This window comes from Winogradskyella sp. HB-48, assembly GCF_049942685.1.
Classification (GTDB): domain Bacteria; phylum Bacteroidota; class Bacteroidia; order Flavobacteriales; family Flavobacteriaceae; genus Winogradskyella.
On sequence record NZ_CP187934.1, the window covers coordinates 1,166,044 to 1,185,495 of the forward strand.

Here is a 19,452-nt window from a genome sequence, read left to right on the forward strand (position 1 = left end):
TACCAATCTTTATTTTGGTATGGCATGAGTCACTCACACGCACATAATCATCAAGATTTAAAAGGTAGAAAGTTATTAATTACAATAGTATTGAATATTGTAATTACTGTAGCTCAGGTTATTGGTGGTTTACTTTCAGGTAGTTTGTCGCTATTAAGTGATGCACTGCATAATTTTAGCGATGTATTATCACTAATAGTTAGTTATGCTGCTGCAAAATTATCACAGAGAAAGGCCTCTATCAATAGAACATTTGGTTACAAGCGTGCTGAGATTTTAGCAGCATTCGTTAATGCTTCAACCTTAATTATTGTTGCCATTATCTTAATAAAAGAGGCTATAGAACGATTTCTAAATCCAGAACAAATAGATTCTAATTTAGTGATATGGCTATCTTTTATAGCTATTATAGCTAATGGGCTTAGCGTTTTACTCTTAAAAAAAGACTCTACCAATAATATTAATATCCGTTCAGCATACTTACATTTATTAACGGATATGTTGGCTAGTGTTGCCGTTTTGATCGGTGGTCTTTTAATGAAATATTACCAATTATTCTGGGTGGATAGTTTATTAACTTTATTAATAGCCTTGTACTTGATTTATGTAGGTTATGATTTATTAAAGACATCTTCAAAGATATTGATGCTTTTTACTCCTGAGCACATTAACACAAGAGATGTTGTTAGAGCGGTTAATCAGTTACCAAAGGTTAAGAAATTACATCATGTGCATATTTGGAGTTTAAGTGACCATGAATTACATCTTGAAGCACATTTAGATCTACAGGAAGATATTAGTACTACTGAATTTAATGAGTTATTACTCGAAATAGAAGCGCTTTTACAAAAGGAATTTGATATTAACCATGTTACTATTCAGCCAGAATATAACAAGGAAGATCCTAAGGAAGTAATTGTACAAGACTAATGTTAGATATACAAACCAAGACATTCAATCAATTGAATACAACGGAGCTTTATGATTTGCTTCAGCTAAGAAGTGAAGTTTTTGTTGTGGAACAAGATTGTGTTTACCTAGACATTGACGGAAAGGACACTAAAGCTTTACACGTATTGGGTTATAAAGACGACAAACTAGTAGCATACACACGTATTTTTAAACCAGGTGATTATTTTAAAGAAGCTAGTATTGGTAGAGTAGTGGTGAAAGAAAATCAACGTCAGGAAGGCTATGGTTATGATATAATGAATGCTTCGATTTATGCTATCAAAAACTATTTTAAAACTTCAGACATAAGAATTTCTGCCCAAACCTATTTAAAAAGATTTTATAACAATTTAGGTTTTAAAGAAGTAGGAGAGGAGTACCTAGAGGATGGTATTCCACATATAAGTATGATTAAATATTAATCGGTATCCTTTTTTATAACTCTAGTAACGACTATTTCTACACGTCTATCTAATTCAGGCTCACCACCAAGCGGAAATTTTCGTTTTTGACCCACAAATTTCATTCTGTAACGCTTAACTCCTTTGTCTGCTAAGTAATCATAAACGGTTTTTGCCCTAGCTAAGGATAGATTTCGCTTTTTAGTTTTTCGATCTATAGCATCACGAGAACCTTGCGTACAACACACATGACCTTCAATATTGAAATAGAGATCTGTACGCTCTACTAAAATCTTGGCGATTTCGTCTAATTTAGCTTTAGATTCCTTAGTGAGGTAACTGTAACCTGTTCGGAATAAGATATTTTCAAGTTGAATTTTATCACCTTCTTTTAAGTCACCTTTCAAAAGTTCTTCTGTGGTTTCTTTTTTAGGTTGTTCTACTTTTTCCCTTGGAGGATCGTAAGGTTGTACTATGATTTCAACTTTTCTATTTAAGCCACGTATCTTGTAAAGATCGTTATCATTAACAACATTGAGTAAAATTTTACCCTTACCATCTACATTGGTAATTACGGACTCGTCAAATTCATTATTAGAAAAAACCTCCTTTATGGCATCTGCACGTTGCTGTGATAGCACTAAGTTATAAGAGTCGCTACCTCTATCATCACAAAAACCATAGATGGATATCTTTTGAATATCCATATTTTCTATTTCAGATAAAAACAGAAGGAGTCGGCTTTCTTCGGTCTCAGGAATTTGGTATTCATCTGTTAAAAAATACACCTGATGCTTTAATTCTTTTTGAGCTAAAGCAAATTGAAAACTTAGGCATATAAGGATGAGTAGGGACTTCATTTTTTTAAATTTTCTGATATTTTGAAAATTTATATAAGATTAAATATATATAATTTTTTACAATTAGCTTATCGTTCTGTCAATTAAGAACTTACATATTATCTTAAAATACTGGCATATTGATTAGGATTATTAAGTATACTAATAGCTTTTTTAATTTCAGGATTATTTGCTGTATAATAAGTATATAAACCTTCGCTATAGAAGTAGCGTTTAATAATTTCGTCTGTTAACAACGACTTTAATTGTACTTTATTACCATCAATAGCATTAGATTTATAGGATTGTAAAGCTGCAGATAAATTATGGTATTCCGAATTTATTACACCTTGTAATTCTTCTTCTTTAGCAATATCCATGGCATCGCTCAGTGCCTTTTCGGTTTTGGTTTCAAAATTAAAACCTGTTGTTTTTAAATAATTTTTAAATGATTTAAACTCGTTATCTGATAATTCAAAATTTGTCAAATTTTCCACTGAATTGTTGTAATAATAGTCTGTAGCAAAGTTGAAAACTAAGTTTTCGTTTAAAATGGCCTTGGTAATAGGAGTTTGTTTAGCAAATTCTACTTCAATATCTGGTTGTACTCCACCACCATCATAAACTGGTCTTCCGTTTCGGGTTTTAAATTCGTTATAATTTTCTTTTTTCACACGAGTGGCTTTTCCGTTTTCATCCCTATTCCAATAGTCTAGGGCCTGTATACAACGTCCAGAAGGCGTATAATAACGTGATATGGTGATTTTCATCTGTGTACCATAAGTTAAAGGTTTTGGGCGTTGCACTAAACCCTTACCAAAACTACGAGTACCTACTACCACAGCTCTATCCATATCTTGCAATGCGCCAGACACAATTTCACTAGCAGAGGCACTACTGCCATCTATTAATACCACCAAAGGTATTTCAGTATCTATTGCATCGCGCTTGGTGTAATACGTCTTATTATACTTTTTAACTTTAGATTTTGTGGTAACAACAAGTTGGTTTTTTGGAACAAAAATATTGGTAACATTCACAGCTTCGTTTAATAAACCACCAGGATTCCCTCTTAAATCCAAAATAAGTTGTTTAGCTCCTTGATTTTTTAATGCCCTAAGTGCACCTAAAGTTTCAGAAGATGCTTTATCGTTGAATTTCCTCAGGACGATATAACCTGTTTTATCGTCGACCATTGAATAGTGTGGTACAGCTTTAATCTCTAAGGATTCTCTTATAATTTTAGCAGTGTTGGTTTTTCCTTGTCGTTTATAGGTAATATTAACCTCAGTACCAGCAGCACCTTGTAATAAATTGGCCGCATCATCTTTAAAATCTGCTACAATCACATTATCCACCTTAATGATTTCATCACCAGCCTTTAAACCAGCTTTATCAGCAGCGTAATCCTTATAAGGTTCTACGATGACCAACTTATCTTTTAGAGTTAAAACCTTTGCTCCAATACCCGTATAATCTCCTGCATTATTTATTCTAGACGCCTCAACATCTTGTTCGTTATAAAACTGTGTATATGGATCTAAATCGTCTAGCATACTCTTTATAGCAGTATCCATAAGATCTCCAGGATTGGTTTCATCTACATAATTCATGTTTAGTTCCTTAAACATAGTAGTGAAAATTTCGATCTGTTTGGCAATTTCAAAGAAGTCGTTTCTAAAAGCTGTAGTGCTAAGAAAGACAACTGCAGCAAGTACTGACAGTAATATTCTTTTATGTACTAGGTTCTTCATCTTTTCTTGTTTTATTTAAGAATTTCTCAAACAACAATTTCATTTTGTTATCAATTTCATCAAAAGTTGTTCCATCCTTACTAAGATACAATATCATAAACGCATAAGATGTTGAACTATTGTTAAAATATGAGGGCTTATTAAGTCTGTAAGCTTCTCTTAGTAACCGCTTTATTCTATTTCTTGCAACTGCAGATTTATGAAGACGCTTGCTTACCGAAACACCTGTTTTTAAAATACTCTCGTCTTCAAAGTCTGTTTGTAGATAAATAAGTTTTAATGGATAAGCCGTCACAGATTTACCTTCATTAAACAATTGTTCAATAAGTTTTTTGCTTTTTAGCTTGTCTTTTTTTCCGTATTTAAATCGCATGATTGAAAATAGTAGCTTGTAAAAATAGAACTGTATTTCCTCTTTACCAAAGGAAATGGGACCCGATGCTATGACAAAAATCATGTTTTAAGCATTTTATTTAGAGTAACTTACAAGTTACTAATCAAATGAAGCCTTATAATTATGGGACATTTAGACGTAAAACAACTTAAAAGCCCCAAGGATAAAGCATTATATATTAGGCATCTTATAAGAGATTTAGAGGCTTTAGACATAATGCTAAAACAAGATTTGATTGAGAAAGAACCCATTAGAATTGGTGCAGAACAAGAATTTTGTATTACAAACAACCAATTTTTTCCCAGCAACAACAATATTGAGGTCTTAGAAGCTATAAATGATGACCATTTTACAACTGAAATAGGAAAATATAATCTCGAAATTAATTCAGACCCTTTACTATTGAAAGACAAATGTTTTTCTATACTACAACAACAGCTTGAAGATTTACTCATGAAAGCAAAAAAAGGAGCTAAAGCAAGTAACTCTAAAATTGTATTGACAGGTATTTTACCAACATTAAGACTAAAGCATATCGGTGAAAATTACATGACGGATAAACCTAGATACCATGTATTAAACAACGCTTTAAAATCTTCTAGGCGTGAACATTTTAATATTCACATAAAAGGTGTTGATGAGCTTAATTTAATTCATGACTGTGTAATGCTAGAAGCTTGCAATACAAGTTTTCAAACCCATTTACAAATTCATCCAGATGAGTTTGTAGATAAGTATAATTGGGCACAAGCAATAGCAGGACCTGTGCTTAGTATATGTACAAATTCGCCTATTCTTTTTGGTAGAGAATTGTGGGCAGAAACACGTATTGCCTTATTTACACAAAGTATTGATACTAGAAGAAATTCATTTATCCATCACGAGAAAGAGTCGCGCGTTAGTTTTGGTGCCGATTGGGAAAAAGGCACAGTAACTGATATTTTTAGAGATCATATTTCGCGGTTTAGAAGTTTGCTAACCTCAGATGAGCACGATGATAGCTTAGAAAAATTAGAACAAGGGGACATACCAAAACTTAGAGCATTGCAGTTGCACAACGGAACCGTTTACAAATGGAACCGTGTTTGTTATGGTGTTGGTGGCGGAAAACCACACCTTAGGATAGAGTGTCGCTATATTCCGGCAGGACCAACACTAACCGATGAAATTGCCAATATGGTATTTTGGGTTGGCCTTATGCTAGGTCAATCAGAAGCATATAATAAGATTCACGAAAAGATGGATTTTAAAGACGTTAAAAACAACTTCTTTAAAGCGGCTCGCAATGGCATAGAAACACAATTTAGGTGGAATAGTAAACTCATTTCTGTTCAAGATCTTATTTTAAACGAGCTTTTACCAATGGCTATAAAAGGCTTAGAAAAAGCAAATATTTCTTCCGATGATATTTCAAAATATCTATCTGTAATTGAGGCTCGAGCAAAATTACATACAGGTGCACAATGGATGGTGGATAACTACAGACATCTTCAAAAAACGAAAACTAATTTTGAAGCGCTTCAGAATATAACAGCGTATATGTATAAGCATCAGTTTGAGGAAAAAACCGTTGATCAATGGGATATTTTTAATCCAGACGATAATTTAAAAATTGATGTTAGCCGAATCGTAAAACACAACATGAATACCAAAATGCTTCTTGTAGACCAAAACGACAGCTTAGAATTAGTGAGTAACATAATGCAATGGAAAAATATTCACCATATACCAGTTATAAACAAGAAAAAAGAGCTTACAGGATTACTAACTTGGACGGATTTGATTAAGCTTGGTGATAAAGATTTAGACTTGAGGGTTAAGGATGTTATGACCACTGATTTAATTACAATAAACCAAGAAGCGCCATTAAAGAAAGCAAAAGATTTAATGCAAAAACATAAAATTAATTGTTTGCCTGTTGTTAGAAAAAAGGAGCTCCTAGGTATCATAACTTCAAGTGATTTTTAAAAGATGAACGTTAACCTGCAAGGACATATCAAAACATTGGAAACTTCAAACCGAGTTTTTCATCATATAAAAGGAAAACAACCAGGAGCAACTGTTGTATTTTTTGCCGGTATCCATGGTAATGAATTTGCTGGAGTTAATGCACTAAATGCTATTATACCAAGACTAAATAAAAACGCCATTAGAGGTGAAGTATTTGGTGTATATGGCAATATAAGAGCACTTAAAGCCAACAAGCGATTCATAGACTTAGATTTAAACAGATTATGGACACCTGAACAACTTGAGCGCTTAGAAGCGGAAAAGAATCCTGAAAACGAGCTTCAAGAGCAAATAGATTTATTCAAGTTTATAAAAGGTATTTTAGCCTCTACAGATAATCCAATTTATTTTATTGACCTGCACACCACATCTAGCAAAACCTTACCGTTTATAACCATTAATGACGCTCTAATCAACCGTAAATTTTCGGCTTGCTTTAATGTGCCTGTAGTGCTAGGTATTGAAGAATATTTAGAGGGTCCACTTTTAAGTTATTTAAATACGCTTGGTTATGTGTCTCTTGGTTTTGAATCTGGGCAGCATATTGATCCACAAGCCGTAAAGAGCTGCGAAGCTTTTGTTTATTTAGTTTTGAATTATACCAATAACTTACTCAATCCGGAAAGCGATAAAATAAATGTGTATAAAAATGAATTAGAAATTGCCTCAAAATCCATAGACTCTATTTTTGAAGTTGTTTATAAATACCATATTAAGCCAGAGGAAAACTTTATGATGCATCAAGGATTTGAAAGTTTTCAACCCATAAAAAAGGGTACGCTTCTAGCTAGTTCAGACGGAAAAGATATTTACTCAAATTACACAGCTAAACTTTTTATGCCATTATATCAAAAGTCGGGAAAAGATGGCTTCTTTATCATTAAAATAATACCAAGGTTCTTTTTAAAATTATCAGAATTTCTAAGAAAAGTAAAAGCAGATCATGTATTAACTTTTTTACCAGGTATAACTTGGTACGATAAGCAAAAAGGAATACTAAAGGCCAATTTAAAAGTCGCTAGGTTTCTAACAAAATCTATATTTCATTTGTTTGGATATAGAAACAAGCAAATAGATGATAATCACCTCTTACTATATAACAGAGAGCGCGTCGCTAAAAAAGCCATGTATAAAAAAGAAAAATGGTATTAAAAAACCGTAGCTGTATAACTACGGTTTTAAAATTCTCAGAGATATAAATATTATTCTACAGTAAAGATATTGTTTTCGCGCTTTACATCTGCCATCATTTGAGAAGCATCAATTTCAACAGATTTAACGGTTTTCTTGGTATTAAATGAATAACTGGGCATTGCCCAAGCCCAATCATCTATGATGGTCGCTGAGGTTGGTTTTTCGCCACGCATCATTTGTAGCGGAATGTAAAATTCTTCGGTAGAACCATCTGTATAAGTTACAGAAAGGTCTATTGGCATTGGCATTAGGCCGATACGCTCTAAGGTAATTGTATTGTCTTCAACAGATTTAACTCCGTAGTCTACTGTATTTGTAGTTTGTGCAAAATCGATGAGGTACCAATCTAGTTCAAAATCTGTTACACGCTCTGCAGTACGGATAAAATCCATTGGTTTGGGGTGCTTAAAAGCAAAGACTTCAAAATACTTTTTAATGGTCTTTTTTAAATTTTCCTCACCAATAATATAGCCTAACTGGGCAATAAACACAGCTCCTTTGCTATATGCTGCTGCACCATATACCTGATTGTACTTGTAACGATCAGCATGCGTTGTTAAGGGTTGTTCATAACCAGAGCTAGCAAGCCCAATATAGCCTCTGTAAGACCCGCTTAAAGGGTTGTCACTTCTGCTGGAACCAAATTCGTTTTCTGCTAAAGTAGAAATGTAGCTTGTAAAACCTTCGTCCATCCACTCGTGCTTGGCTTCATTGGTTGCCAATAAAAACTGAAACCAGGAGTGTGCCATCTCATGCGCTGTAACTCCGAGCAAACTTCTGTAGCTACGCTGACCAGTAATAAGGGTACACATGGCATATTCCATACCGCCATCACCACCTTGTATCACAGAATACTGATCGTAAGGGTATTGCCCTATATTTTCACTAAAATAGGTCATAAGTTTCGCGGTATCTGGTTGAAGTTTTTTCCAGTTTTCTATGTACTTAGGTTCTAAATCCTTTTTGTAGTAAAAATGTAACGTTGGCCCATTTTCCATTTCAAAGATATCATGAATAAAATCAGGATCCGCAGCCCAAGTAAAATCATGAACTTTTGGTGCTTTAAAGTGAACCGTTTTCTTTCCTTTTTTAGCTTTTGTTTCACTTTGTATATAACCTGTACCACCAACAACGTAATCTTGGTCTATGGTTAACTTTACATCAAAATTTCCCCAAACACCATGAAACTCTCTACCTATGTAAGGGTCTGCATGCCAACCTTCGTCATCATATTCTGCTAACTTAGGATACCATTGAGCCATAGACAACGCAACACCCTCTTTATTATTTCTACCTGAACGACGAATTTGAACAGGTACTTGGCCATCAAAATCCATATCAAAAGTTACGCTTTCACCTGGTTGGATAGGTTGATTAAGTTTTACCTCAAGTACAGTGCCTACAGTTTCGTGATTGATTTCTTTACCGTTTTGCTTAAGAGAATTTACTTTTATGTAACCAATTTCGTTAGGCTGAAGTTTACTTATTCTATCGCCAACTCTAGGATCTGCATCTGCAATAGTCCTAGAACGCACATCCATTTCACTACCAGGTTGAAACGCATTAAAATACAAATGATAATACACACGATTGAGTACATCGGGTGAATTATTGGTGTATACTAATTTTTGCTTACCTTGATATTGAAACGTCTCAACATCCATATCAATTTCCATAGCATAGTCTACGTGTTGTTGCCAATAACCATAAGAAGAAGTGCTAACGGTAGATTTTGATGCGTTTTTTACTGGATTTTCTGTGGCTCCACACGATAGCATTAAAGCAAAAACAGTCAGGATTAGAAGTAATTTTTTCATTTCAAAATGATTTAAAAATTAAAAGGTAACTATTCTAATTTTCAAACTAGAATAGTTACCTATTAAAAGTCCCAAAGGGGTTTATTTTATTTTTGAAGCCATTATTAATGCATTGTATGCATTAGCAATTTTTCCTGATTTAGATAAATCTGCAAAAGGCTTAATGTTTGAAGCGTCTCCACCCACAACAACTTTGGTTGTTAATGGTAAACCAGAATCTAAAATAACTTGCTTTACTTGAGAAGCAGTTAATTTTGGATATTGAGAACGAATTAAAGCAGCAATACCAGCAACACCTGGTGCTGCCATAGATGTACCTCCTTTAAAGTCATATTCGTTTTCTGGTGTTGTAGAATAAACAGAAGAACCAGGCGCAAATACATCTACATTTTTCTTACCATAGTTAGAAAAACCAGAAACCATTTTAGAACCGTAGTTTTGCGTTAAAGAACCTACTCTAATGTAGTTATCTGCTACTTCCACAAAATTTACATTATCATCTGGGAAATTAGGTTCTACATCAATGTTATTACTGTCATTACCAGCTGCGTGTACAAAAACAACATCATTATCCGCAGCATATTTAATAGCATCTCTTACCCAAGCACTATGTGGAGAGAATGATTTCCCAAAACTACCGTTAATAACCTTCGCACCATTGTCTACAGCATAACGAATAGATAAAGCAACATCTTTATCATACTCATCTCCATTAGGCACTACGCGTAGTGCCATAATCTCAACATTATTTGCTACTCCATTTGCCCCAAGACCATTGTTGCGCTCGGCCGCAATAATACCAGCAACGTGTGTACCATGGGATTCGGATTTTTTTACATGCTTTACGTTTCCATTTCCATAACCCACGTCCGATAAATCATTAACATTGTCTTTAGTGGTTCTACCCGAAAAGTTGATATTTAAGTTGTAGTTTAAACGCTCATTTATAGACTCTAAAGCGTCATTGATTTCTTTTTTTGCATCTGCCATCGAGTCTATGCCATTGCTGTACATATACTGTGCAATACCCTTAGCTTGTTGTACGGCAGGATCTTCAGAAGTGATAGCATTAACGTCTTCTTTGGTATAGTCTTTCTTACCCGTAGCCTTTGCTAAAGTTTCATCTGCGGAAACAACTTGCTGATAGATCTGGTCATATTGAGTTTTTCGGCCTGTCCATTTTTCATATTCTGAAGTTTGTAAGGCTACTGCTTCTTGATATCTTGGGTTTGAAGTATCTTTAGCAGCTATCATGCGTACATATTCTAATTGCTCGTCGTAAGCATCTCCCAAGAAATTCCAACCGTGAATATCATCTATATAGCCATTTTTGTCATCGTCTTTTCCATTGTTTGGAATTTCATCTTCATTTGTCCAGATAACATCGTCTAGATCCTCATGATCTATATCTATACCAGAATCAATGACAGCTACAATAACTTTTTTACCTTTCTTTCCCTTAATAATTTCCTCGTAAGCCCTATCTACAGCCATACCAGGAATAGTGTCTTTTTCTAAATCTAAATGGCCCCAATTTTTCTTTTCAGCTTCCGTTAACTCAGTAACCTTTAAAGGGGATGTGTCTATATTTTCTGTTGGTGTAGATAAAATATCTGCAGTACCACCACAGCCCATGAAAAGTGCTGTAAAAAAATATAAATACGCTAATGGTTTAATGTTAAATTTCATATTTTAATGTTTAGTTTTTAGTTAAAAATATCGTCACAAGTATAATTTTCGTTAAGTCTTACGCCTTTTTCGGTATGCTTTACGGTTATAATTTCGTTATGGGCATCATGCTCCAAAAACAAATAAAAATTGTTATCAGCAGCCATGTTTAAAAACAACTCTTTTTCATCTAATGTTAACAAAGGCCTTGTATCATAACCCATTACAAAGGGCAGCGGCAAATGACCAGCTGTAGGTAATAAATCTGCCATAAAGCAAATAGTTTTACCTTTGTAATGTATCATAGGAATCATTTGCTTGTCTGTGTGCCCATTTGCGTAAAAAATATCAAATCCTAATGATGAGTTTTTTAAAATCTTATTTTCGGGTAGTGTTGTAAACTTTAATTGGCCACACGCTTCCATTGGAAGAATATTTTCCTTTAAAAAAGAGGCTTGCTCTCTTCGGTTTGGTTCTGTGGCCCATTTCCAGTGATCGGCGTTGCTCCAAAAATGTGCATTCTTAAAAGCCGGTTCGTAACCTGTTCGATCCTGGTTCCATTGAATGCTGCCACCACAATGATCGAAATGTAAATGGGTCATAAACACATCTGTAATATCATCTTTGCTAAAACCATATTTGGCAAGAGATTTATCTATAGAGTCATCTCCCCAAAGATAATAGTAGCCAAAAAATTTATCACTTTGCTTATTTCCCATTCCTGTATCAATCAAAATTAATCGATTGCCATCCTCAATTAACAAACAACGCGCTGCTATATCTATCATGTTGTTATTATCAGCAGGATTTGTGCGTTGCCAAAGCGATTTAGGAACTACACCAAACATAGCGCCTCCATCAAGCTTAAAATTACCAGCGTTTATTGGGTATAATTCCATTTGCTAAAAATTTTCAAAAACCTGTTATTCAGTGATTTAATTTTATCGAAGTAATGTTAATTGCATTTTAAACGCCCTCTATGGAGTTTTCATAAGTACGCAATTTACCAAATTAGCTTGTAATACAGAATATCCTTTAGAATTTATTAGGATTTTTACGGTTATAAAAAAAAGGCTATTTTCGGAATGTGATAAAAATTTTATAAATGGTAGAATTAGCAGGTATTATTATTCTTGGAATATTAGCTCAATGGTTTGCTTGGAAATTTAAAATTCCAGCTATTTTACCATTAATACTCATAGGTCTTTTGGTTGGGCCAATTGCTGCTGAATTTATAAATGCTGATGGCACAAAATGGATAGAACCCATATGGGATGAAGAACAGAAAAAAGGATTATTTCCAGGCGAGGGATTGTTCTATTTCGTGTCTTTAGCTATTAGTATTATTCTTTTTGAAGGAGGACTAACCCTAAAACGCAGCGAGATAAGAAACGTTGGTCCTGTAATTACAAAATTAATTACAGTAGGTGCTGCTATTACCTTTTTTGGGGCAGCGGTATTGGCGCATTATTTATTTGGTTTAACATGGGATTTATGCTTTTTGTTTTCAGGATTAATTATTGTTACTGGACCAACAGTAATAACACCTATTCTCAGAAATATACCTTTGAAACGCGATGTGTCTACAGTTTTAAAGTGGGAGGGTATTTTAATTGACCCTATAGGCGCTTTGGTTGCAGTATTGGTATTCGAATTTATTTCGATTGAAGGAGAGGCTGGCTTTACTAAGACAGCCTTAATTGAGTTTGGTAAAATTATTCTATTTGGAACAACTTTCGGTTTTACGTTTGCCCACGCTTTGGTATTTGCCATTAATAAAAAATTCATACCACACTATCTTCTCAATGTAGTATCATTGTCGGTTGTTCTCTTGGTTTTTATTGAATCTGAAATTTTTGCCCACGAGTCTGGTTTACTTGCTGTTGTTGTAATGGGAATGGTTATAGGAAACAGCAAACTAGATAATATTAAAGAGCTGCTTTATTTTAAAGAATCTCTGAGCGTTTTATTGATTTCCATTTTATTCATTTTATTGGCAGCAAACATCAATTATCAAGATTTGATGCTATTATACAGATGGGAAACATTGGCCTTATTCTTAGCTGTTGTATTGACAATAAGACCATTGGCGGTGTTTGTTAGTGCACAGGGTTCCACACTTAGGGCTAACGAAAAAATGTTCATTAGTTGGGTTGGGCCACGAGGTATTGTTGCCGCAGGCATAGCGTCACTTTTTGGCAGTAAGCTTAAGGCGGTTGGTGTTGTTGGTGCTGAATATATCACTCCATTGGTTTTTATGATAGTTTTAGGAACTGTATTACTAAATGCCACAACAGCACGTTTGTTTGCAAGAATATCTGGGGTTTTCTTATCAAAATCCGAAGGTATTTTGATCATAGGGGCATCAAGAGTTTCTCGACTTATTGCCCAATACCTTATAAACAATGGAAGGCATGTTGTTTTGGTGGATAGTAATCAAAATAATGTTAGCGAGGCCGAGAAAATGGGTATTGAAGCCCATACAGAAAATATTTATTCCGAAACCCTACAGGATAATGTAGAGTTTAGCGACATAGGATATTTGTTGGCATTAACAGGAAATGCAGATATTAACCGTTATGCCGTAGAAAAATTTGGAGCTCAGTTTGGCGAGAACGGTTCCTTTAGATTGGCTTCTAAAGCTGAACTAGAGAATAGCTCTATTTCTCCTGAAGATGGTGTGTTTACATTATCTGACGATTTCAACAACCTTATGGAGGTTACCGAAGAGTACCCAGAAATACATGAAGTTGCAGTAAAAGATTTAGATTCTTATCACGGTTTATTAGAACGTATAAAGTCAGATAAAGATCAAATACCACTATTCCTTAAAACAAGTAAAGGTGAAATACATATTATCCCATCTTTAGACGGAGACATAGAAAAAGAGATCGATACCAAAAGTAGGTTAGTGTATCTTGGTAAAGCAATTGCCAATTAATCATTAAGTTTTAAAACAGCCATAAAAGCTTGTTGAGGTATTTCAACATTACCTACTTGGCGCATACGTTTTTTGCCTTTTTTCTGCTTTTCAAGAAGTTTACGCTTACGAGAAATATCACCACCGTAACATTTAGCCGTTACATCTTTACGAAGTGCTTTAATAGTCTCACGAGCAATAATTTTTGCGCCAATAGCAGCTTGTACTGGGATATCAAATTGTTGTCTTGGGATGAGTTCCTTAAGTTTTTCGGTCATTTTTTTGCCTATTGTGTAAGCATTATCCGCATGTACCAAAGCCGAAAGTGCATCGACGTTTTGGGCGTTTAATAAAATATCTACTCTAACAAGTTTAGATGCACGCATTCCGATTGGAGAGTAATCAAAAGAAGCATAACCTTTAGAAACCGTTTTTAGACGATCGTAAAAATCGAATACAATTTCGGCTAAAGGCATATCAAAACTCAGTTCAACACGCTCAGTCGTTAAATATGTTTGATTAGTAATTTGCCCTCGTTTTTCTATACACAAACTCATCACAGGACCAACAAAATCAGCTTTTGTGATGATAGAGGCCTTTATATATGGCTCTTCAACACGGTTCAAGGTAGAAGGTTCTGGTAAGTCTGAAGGATTATTTACAACAACAATTTCTTCAGGGTTTTTATTGGTAAAAGCATGGTAACTTACGTTTGGAACGGTTGTAATAACAGTCATATCAAACTCGCGTTCTAAACGTTCTTGTATAATTTCTAGGTGAAGCATACCCAAGAAACCACAACGAAAACCAAAACCTAAGGCCGCTGAACTTTCTGGTTGAAATACCAATGAGGCATCATTTAACTGAAGTTTTTCCATAGAAGCCCTTAGTTCTTCATAGTCTTCTGTATCTACAGGATAGATACCAGCAAAAACCATTGGCTTAACGTCTTCAAAACCAGAAATTGCGTTTTTAGTCGGGTTTTTAGCATCAGTAATTGTATCTCCTACCTTGACTTCGCGAGCTTCTTTAATTCCCGTTATTAAATACCCAACATCACCAGCTTTTATTTCTTGTTTTGGGGACTGTTTTAGCTTTAACGTACCAACTTCGTCAGCAAAATAATTTTTGCCTGTGTTTATAAACTTAATGTTTTGTCCCTTTTTAATAGAACCGTTAATAACCCTAAAGTAAGTTTCAACACCTCTAAAGGGGTTGTAAACAGAGTCAAAAATAAGTGCCTGCAATGGCTCGTCTAGGTTGCCCTTAGGTGCAGGAATACGCTCAATGATTGCTGCTAAAATATTTTCAACACCAAGCCCTGTTTTCCCACTTGCAGGAATAACCTCAGAAGGATCGCAACCTAATAAGTCTACAATATCATCTGTTACCTCTTCAGGATTTGCGCTTGGTAGATCTATTTTATTCAATATAGGAATGATTTCCAGGTCATTTTCTAAAGCTAAATATAGATTAGAAATGGTCTGTGCCTGTATACTTTGTGCTGCATCTACAATAAGAAGTGCGCCTTCACAAGCTGCAATAGAACGGGAAACTTCATATGAAAAATCGACGTGGCCAGGGGTATCAATTAGGTTAAGGGTATACTGCTCACCTTTATAGGTGTAATCCATTTGAATGGCATGAGATTTTATAGTGATACCGCGTTCGCGCTCCAGATCCATACTATCCAGTAACTGATCTTGCTTTTCTCTCTCGGTTACAGAGCCAGTAAAATCTAGTAAGCGATCGGCCAGTGTACTTTTCCCGTGGTCTATATGTGCAATAATGCAAAAATTGCGAATGTTCTTCATCTCTCTTTTTCTAAGGCAACATTAAGTTTGCAAATATAATTGATTTCTCTTGTGCTCCTACAATAAAAAAACCAATACAGCAACAACAATGTGAGGAAAAACCATAAATTAAAGTAAAAAACAATGTTTATATTGCGCTTACAAACCTAACTAATGATTGTTTACCTACGTTCTCTTTTTTGCACGCTACTTTTCGTGTTTTCATTTAATGCTTATGCCCAGAGTTTTTCCATTTTAGGTAAGGTTGTGGACGCTGAAGGACAACCTATTGAATTGGCCAATGTCATTCTTTTACAAGGTGAAGAAAGGCAGTTTTTAATAGGAACTTCTACAGACGATAACGGCTTTTTTAATCTAGTTAATTTAAACGTAGACACCTATTATATTAAAGTTAGTTTTATAGGCTTACAAGAATTTGAACAAAAAATTATTCTATCAGGAAACCTAGATTTAAAAACTATAAAACTTGAAGAAATACCTGAAACTTTAGAAGAGGTTACGATTATTGCCAAAAAGCCAACTATAACCAGAAAACCGGATCGTTTAGTCTTTAATGTTGAAAATACTGCTCTGGCAGAGGGCAATACACTAGGTGTTCTAAAAAGTACGCCAGGAATTATAGTAACGGACGGAAGCATCAACATTAAAAGTGCGCCAGCAGCCATTTATATAAATGAACGAAGGGTTCAGCTTACCTCAGATGAGTTAATGCAACTACTAGAGAGTGCACCGGCCAATAGTATAAAATCGGTTGAGGTGATTACAAACCCGTCCGCAAACTATGATGCAGACAGTGGTTCGGTCATAAACATTGTAATGAGTAAAAATTTAGTAACCGGTTACAGGGGAAGTATTCAAACTAATTACACACAAGGCGTTTTTCCTCGTTATAACGCTGCTACAAGCCACTATTTTAAAAACGACAAAATAAATCTTAATTTAAACTATAGTTATACTGATCAAAAAATAAACAGAAATCAAGACGACAGCGTAAACTATTTGGATAATAATGGTGACATCGACGAAGTTTGGAAATCTGATGTCAACAGAAATACTTGGTCAGAAACTCATAACCTGAATTTAAATTTCGATTATTTTATAGATGACAGAAATACATTAAACCTTACAAGTACAGGATTATACATGCCTTACTTTAAATACCAGCTTAACAACATCACAGATATTTTTGATTCTAACAACAATTTTTTATTAAGTTTTGATGCTGATAATCTATCTCTGGATAACAAATATAATGTAGGTACGGATTTGATATTTAAGCACGATTTTAAAAATGAGTCGAGCTTAAGTTTTAATGCCCACTATACCATTTACGAATACGAGCGAAATCAAAGTGTTTTTCAAGATGAACCCATAGACACTAATGATTCAGAGTTTAGAACCATTGCAAATCAGGACACCCAAATAATAACAGGTAAATTAGATTATCGCTTACCAATTGATGAGTCGTCAAGTTTTGAGAGCGGTGTGAAGTTTTCTAATGTTAAAACGGATAGCGATATTACCAGATTAGACATCATTAATGATGCGGAGGTCATAAATAACAGCAATTCTGACGCGTTTAACTATGATGAAAAAGTATTCGCAGCTTATGCAAACTATAGTAAAACCTGGGAGGAATGGGATATTAACTTAGGAATTAGGGCTGAGCAGACCAATATTGAAGGGAGTTCAGTATCATTAAGTGAAACCAACACCCAAAATTATTTAAACTTGTTCCCCAACGCTAGTATTTCACATCAACTATCAGAAAAGACATCGATCTCGGCTAATTATAGCAGAAGCATTACTAGGCCTAGTTATACAAACCTAAACCCATTTACCTTTTTTCTAAATGAAAACACCGTAGTTTTGGGAAACCCGAGTTTGCTGCCAACATATACCGACAATTATAAGATAAGTATAGACTTTTTGAAGAACTTCACTTTTTCTGTTTATTACACCAATTACGATGGAGCCATAGAGGAGTTGCCTAGGCAAAACAATCAAACGAATGTTATAGCGTATACACCAACTAATTTAGATAAACGTGTTGATTATGGTTTTGATTTAGAGTTTAATTATTATTCAAGCAGTAAATTTTACCTTTATGCAGCTTCTTCTACTTATAATATGAACGAGGAGGTGAATTTTGGCAACGGTTTCGTTGAATTGAATCAGTGGTCTCAATTATTTATCTTGTCACCAGGATTCACTTTTCTCAAAGACAACAGCTTAAACATTAACGCCACATTTTACTGGCTTGGTAGAAATCTTCAGAGCTTACAAAATGTTGAGGATCGCTTGATCTCGACAATAAGCTTTTCAAAAAGCATCTTAAAAGACAAAGCGACAATATCTTTGAGTGTTGATGATATTTTTAATATGCAAGATTATAGTACATCCATTAACTATCTCAACCAATCTAGCCAAAGGTTGATGGATTTAGATAACAGATTTGTGAAGATTGGCTTCAGCTATAAATTTGGTAACACAAAACTAAATACCAACGAACGTACTACATCTGCTGAAGAGCGCGATAGGCTTAAAGACTTAAATTAATCCTGCCACTCGGCTATAAACAAATTGGTATCTCTAGTGCCTCCGTTGTTTCGGTTGGATGAAAAAATCAGATATTTACCATCATTTGAAAAGACAGGAAACGCTTCAAAGGTTTTGCCGTGGGTTATTCGCTTAATGTTTTTACCGTCGATGTCTATCATATAAAGATTAAAGGGAAAACCCAAGTCACTTTCAAAATTTGAAGAAAACAATATCTTTTCGCCGCTTGGATGAAAAAAGGGACTCCAATTAGCATTGCCCAAATGGGTTAACTGACGCATACCGCTACCATCGGCATTACAGATAAAGAGTTCCATGTCACTTGGCTCTACCAATCCTTTTGCCAATAGGTCTTTATATTCCTTTTGTTCTTGTGCAGTTTTTGGGCGTGATGCTCTAAAGATAATTTTACTACCATCTGGAGAAAAGAAGGCGCCACCATCATAACCAAGCTCGTCGGTAATTTGTTTTACGTCTGTACCATCTATGTTCATGGTATACAGCTCTAGGTCACCGCTTCTAGTTGAGGTAAAAACTATTTTATCACCTTTTGGTGAAACCGTAGGTTCAGCATCATAACCGTCTTCATGAGTTAATTGTTTTACAATATTACCCTCTAAATCAGCAACAAAAATATCATAGCTGTTGTAGATTGGCCAAATGTATTTTCCGTTCTCTTTTTGGGGAACTTCAGGGCACTCGTCACCACCAAGGTGTGTAGAGGCATAAATAATGTGCTTATTATCTGGCAAAAAATAAGAACAGGTTGTTCTGCCTTTTCCCGTACTTATCATAGGTGGTGCAATGCTATCTGTAAAGGTTTCATCAGCATCCATCAAAAACATCTGGTCACAATTGACGCCCCATTTTTGATTGTTTGATTGAAATATAATTTGTTTATCATCAAAACTCCAGTAAGCCTCGGCATTATCCCCTCCATAAGTCACTTGCCTTAAGGATTTAAAGTTTTTTTCTTCCGGATATATTAAGGATTCGCTCATATCTGTAGCCCCAGAATAGGCGTCGTTACCAGACTGTTTTTCTTCATTTTTACAAGATAAAATTAAAACACCGAATATAAGGACAACAGTAAGTCTCTTCATGTTTTTTGAATTATTATATGTGGGTATT

At 34.8% G+C, this 19,452-nt stretch carries 14 protein-coding genes; 6 read left to right on the plus strand and 8 right to left on the minus strand.

The annotated features are described in order from the left end of the window. Nucleotides 1-24: 24 nt before the first annotated feature. A complete protein-coding gene (locus tag ACPX19_RS05195; protein ID WP_426431910.1) occupies nt 25-930 on the plus strand; it encodes a cation diffusion facilitator family transporter in 906 nt (301 codons plus the stop codon). Beyond that, a complete protein-coding gene (locus ACPX19_RS05200; protein WP_426431911.1) occupies nt 930-1,373 on the plus strand; it encodes a GNAT family N-acetyltransferase in 444 nt (147 codons plus the stop codon). The genes ACPX19_RS05195 and ACPX19_RS05200 overlap by 1 nt, the downstream gene beginning before the upstream one ends. Here the strand turns inward: ACPX19_RS05200 and ACPX19_RS05205 are convergent. From ACPX19_RS05205 to rnpA, 3 genes are all read right to left on the minus strand, one after another. Then, on the minus strand, nt 1,370-2,212 hold the full coding sequence (locus ACPX19_RS05205) for an OmpA family protein (RefSeq protein WP_426431912.1): 843 nt from the start codon (nt 2,210-2,212) through the stop codon (nt 1,370-1,372). The two genes, ACPX19_RS05200 and ACPX19_RS05205, sit on opposite strands and share 4 nt — an antisense overlap. A 98-nt stretch (nt 2,213-2,310) precedes the next feature. Continuing rightward, nucleotides 2,311-3,945 (minus strand): S41 family peptidase, encoded by a 1,635-nt coding sequence (locus tag ACPX19_RS05210; protein WP_426431913.1) that lies wholly within the window; start codon nt 3,943-3,945, stop codon nt 2,311-2,313. Further along, nucleotides 3,926-4,402 (minus strand): ribonuclease P protein component, encoded by a 477-nt coding sequence (rnpA, locus tag ACPX19_RS05215; RefSeq protein ID WP_426431915.1) that lies wholly within the window; start codon nt 4,400-4,402, stop codon nt 3,926-3,928. The genes ACPX19_RS05210 and rnpA overlap by 20 nt, the downstream gene beginning before the upstream one ends. 60 nt (nt 4,403-4,462) lie before the next feature. Here rnpA and ACPX19_RS05220 point away from each other — a divergent pair, with 60 nt between their 5' ends. Both ACPX19_RS05220 and ACPX19_RS05225 read left to right on the plus strand, forming a co-directional pair. Further along, nucleotides 4,463-6,307 carry a CBS domain-containing protein gene (locus ACPX19_RS05220; protein ID WP_426431916.1) on the plus strand — a complete coding sequence of 615 codons (1,845 nt, stop codon included), beginning with the start codon at nt 4,463-4,465 and terminating at the stop codon, nt 6,305-6,307. A gap of 3 nt (nt 6,308-6,310) precedes the next feature. Further along, nucleotides 6,311-7,501 carry a succinylglutamate desuccinylase/aspartoacylase family protein gene (locus ACPX19_RS05225; protein ID WP_426431917.1) on the plus strand — a complete coding sequence of 397 codons (1,191 nt, stop codon included), beginning with the start codon at nt 6,311-6,313 and terminating at the stop codon, nt 7,499-7,501. Nucleotides 7,502-7,551: 50 nt separating this feature from the next. On the opposite strand, the gene ACPX19_RS05230 is transcribed toward ACPX19_RS05225, so the two are convergent. From ACPX19_RS05230 to ACPX19_RS05240, 3 genes are all read right to left on the minus strand, one after another. Beyond that, complete coding sequence (locus ACPX19_RS05230; protein WP_426431918.1) at nt 7,552-9,360, minus strand: M1 family metallopeptidase; 1,809 nt, start codon at nt 9,358-9,360, stop codon at nt 7,552-7,554. Nucleotides 9,361-9,441: 81 nt separating this feature from the next. After that, on the minus strand, nt 9,442-11,049 hold the full coding sequence (locus ACPX19_RS05235) for a S8 family peptidase (RefSeq protein ID WP_426431919.1): 1,608 nt from the start codon (nt 11,047-11,049) through the stop codon (nt 9,442-9,444). Between the two features lie 17 nt (nt 11,050-11,066). After that, nucleotides 11,067-11,927, minus strand: coding sequence for an MBL fold metallo-hydrolase (locus ACPX19_RS05240; protein ID WP_426431920.1), 861 nt, complete (start codon nt 11,925-11,927; stop codon nt 11,067-11,069). Between the two features lie 206 nt (nt 11,928-12,133). On the opposite strand from ACPX19_RS05240, the gene ACPX19_RS05245 reads away from it, so the two are divergent. Beyond that, nucleotides 12,134-13,969, plus strand: coding sequence for a cation:proton antiporter (locus ACPX19_RS05245; protein WP_426431922.1), 1,836 nt, complete (start codon nt 12,134-12,136; stop codon nt 13,967-13,969). On the opposite strand, the gene lepA is transcribed toward ACPX19_RS05245, so the two are convergent. Next, nucleotides 13,966-15,762 carry a translation elongation factor 4 gene (lepA, locus tag ACPX19_RS05250; RefSeq protein WP_426431924.1) on the minus strand — a complete coding sequence of 599 codons (1,797 nt, stop codon included), beginning with the start codon at nt 15,760-15,762 and terminating at the stop codon, nt 13,966-13,968. The genes ACPX19_RS05245 and lepA overlap by 4 nt on opposite strands. Nucleotides 15,763-15,915: 153 nt before the next feature. On the opposite strand from lepA, the gene ACPX19_RS05255 reads away from it, so the two are divergent. Next, complete coding sequence (locus tag ACPX19_RS05255; RefSeq protein WP_426431925.1) at nt 15,916-18,321, plus strand: TonB-dependent receptor domain-containing protein; 2,406 nt, start codon at nt 15,916-15,918, stop codon at nt 18,319-18,321. On the opposite strand, the gene ACPX19_RS05260 is transcribed toward ACPX19_RS05255, so the two are convergent. After that, nucleotides 18,318-19,424, minus strand: coding sequence for a TolB family protein (locus ACPX19_RS05260; protein WP_426431926.1), 1,107 nt, complete (start codon nt 19,422-19,424; stop codon nt 18,318-18,320). The genes ACPX19_RS05255 and ACPX19_RS05260 overlap by 4 nt on opposite strands. Nucleotides 19,425-19,452: the final 28 nt, after the last annotated feature.

Coding starts and splice junctions, on each gene's coding strand:
- ACPX19_RS05195 (WP_426431910.1), top strand. CDS start 25: ATGAGTCACTCACACGCACATAATCATCAAGATTTAAAAGGTAGAAAG.
- ACPX19_RS05200 (WP_426431911.1), top strand. CDS start 930: ATGTTAGATATACAAACCAAGACATTCAATCAATTGAATACAACGGAG.
- ACPX19_RS05205 (WP_426431912.1), bottom strand. CDS start 2,212: ATGAAGTCCCTACTCATCCTTATATGCCTAAGTTTTCAATTTGCTTTA.
- ACPX19_RS05210 (WP_426431913.1), bottom strand. CDS start 3,945: ATGAAGAACCTAGTACATAAAAGAATATTACTGTCAGTACTTGCTGCA.
- rnpA (WP_426431915.1), bottom strand. CDS start 4,402: ATGATTTTTGTCATAGCATCGGGTCCCATTTCCTTTGGTAAAGAGGAA.
- ACPX19_RS05220 (WP_426431916.1), top strand. CDS start 4,463: ATGGGACATTTAGACGTAAAACAACTTAAAAGCCCCAAGGATAAAGCA.
- ACPX19_RS05225 (WP_426431917.1), top strand. CDS start 6,311: ATGAACGTTAACCTGCAAGGACATATCAAAACATTGGAAACTTCAAAC.
- ACPX19_RS05230 (WP_426431918.1), bottom strand. CDS start 9,360: ATGAAAAAATTACTTCTAATCCTGACTGTTTTTGCTTTAATGCTATCG.
- ACPX19_RS05235 (WP_426431919.1), bottom strand. CDS start 11,049: ATGAAATTTAACATTAAACCATTAGCGTATTTATATTTTTTTACAGCA.
- ACPX19_RS05240 (WP_426431920.1), bottom strand. CDS start 11,927: ATGGAATTATACCCAATAAACGCTGGTAATTTTAAGCTTGATGGAGGC.
- ACPX19_RS05245 (WP_426431922.1), top strand. CDS start 12,134: ATGGTAGAATTAGCAGGTATTATTATTCTTGGAATATTAGCTCAATGG.
- lepA (WP_426431924.1), bottom strand. CDS start 15,762: ATGAAGAACATTCGCAATTTTTGCATTATTGCACATATAGACCACGGG.
- ACPX19_RS05255 (WP_426431925.1), top strand. CDS start 15,916: ATGATTGTTTACCTACGTTCTCTTTTTTGCACGCTACTTTTCGTGTTT.
- ACPX19_RS05260 (WP_426431926.1), bottom strand. CDS start 19,424: ATGAAGAGACTTACTGTTGTCCTTATATTCGGTGTTTTAATTTTATCT.